The organism is Paeniglutamicibacter sp. ORCA_105, assembly GCF_045798545.1.
Classification (GTDB): Bacteria; Actinomycetota; Actinomycetes; order Actinomycetales; family Micrococcaceae; genus Paeniglutamicibacter; species Paeniglutamicibacter sulfureus.
This window is the reverse complement of record NZ_JBIXLM010000084.1, coordinates 1-1,431: the sequence shown is the minus strand read 5'-3', so window position 1 is coordinate 1,431 and position 1,431 is coordinate 1. Positions and strand designations below refer to the sequence as shown.

Sequence of the window (1,431 nt, the reverse complement as noted above, 5' to 3'; positions counted from 1 at the left end):
TCCTACGGGAGGCAGCAGTGGGGAATATTGCACAATGGGCGAAAGCCTGATGCAGCGACGCCGCGTGAGGGATGACGGCCTTCGGGTTGTAAACCTCTTTCAGTAGGGAAGAAGCGAAAGTGACGGTACCTGCAGAAGAAGCGCCGGCTAACTACGTGCCAGCAGCCGCGGTAATACGTAGGGCGCAAGCGTTATCCGGAATTATTGGGCGTAAAGAGCTCGTAGGCGGTTTGTCGCGTCTATCGTGAAAGTCCGAGGCTCAACCTCGGATCTGCGGTGGGTACGGGCAGACTAGAGTGATGTAGGGGAGACTGGAATTCCTGGTGTAGCGGTGAAATGCGCAGATATCAGGAGGAACACCGATGGCGAAGGCAGGTCTCTGGGCATTAACTGACGCTGAGGAGCGAAAGCATGGGGAGCGAACAGGATTAGATACCCTGGTAGTCCATGCCGTAAACGTTGGGCACTAGGTGTGGGGGACATTCCACGTTTTCCGCGCCGTAGCTAACGCATTAAGTGCCCCGCCTGGGGAGTACGGCCGCAAGGCTAAAACTCAAAGGAATTGACGGGGGCCCGCACAAGCGGCGGAGCATGCGGATTAATTCGATGCAACGCGAAGAACCTTACCAAGGCTTGACATGTGCCAGACCGCCGTGGAAACACGGTTTCCCCTTTGGGGCTGGTTCACAGGTGGTGCATGGTTGTCGTCAGCTCGTGTCGTGAGATGTTGGGTTAAGTCCCGCAACGAGCGCAACCCTCGTTCCATGTTGCCAGCGCGTAAAGGCGGGGACTCATGGGAGACTGCCGGGGTCAACTCGGAGGAAGGTGGGGACGACGTCAAATCATCATGCCCCTTATGTCTTGGGCTTCACGCATGCTACAATGGCCGGTACAATGGGTTGCGATACTGTGAGGTGGAGCTAATCCCAAAAAGCCGGTCTCAGTTCGGATTGGGGTCTGCAACTCGACCCCATGAAGTCGGAGTCGCTAGTAATCGCAGATCAGCAACGCTGCGGTGAATACGTTCCCGGGCCTTGTACACACCGCCCGTCAAGTCACGAAAGTTGGTAACACCCGAAGCCGGTGGCCTAACCCCTTGTGGGAGGGAGCCGTCGAAGGTGGGACCGGCGATTGGGACTAAGTCGTAACAAGGTAGCCGTACCGGAAGGTGCGGCTGGATCACCTCCTTTCTAAGGAGCAACTAACACCAGGCAGGGATTCCACAGTGTTTCCCATGTGGGTGTTCAGTGCTGCTCGCATCCATCACTTGTGTTGATGGGCGAGTGCTCAAGGGTGGAATATCAACGAATAATGGCTGTTCATGTTGTGGTTGTCGTCGTCAGTACGCTCGCTTGCGGGTTGGAACACGGTGGTTTTCACGGGGTGGATGGTCTTTTGGCACACTGTTGGGTCCTGGAATAACAGGCCCCG

The 1,431-nt window shown here is 56.4% G+C and carries 1 rRNA gene; it reads left to right on the top strand.

Annotation, left to right across the window (positions count from 1 at the left end):
- Positions 1–1,190, top strand: a 16S ribosomal RNA gene (locus ACIPUB_RS20055); the annotation flags it as partial.
- Positions 1,191–1,431: the final 241 nt, after the last annotated feature.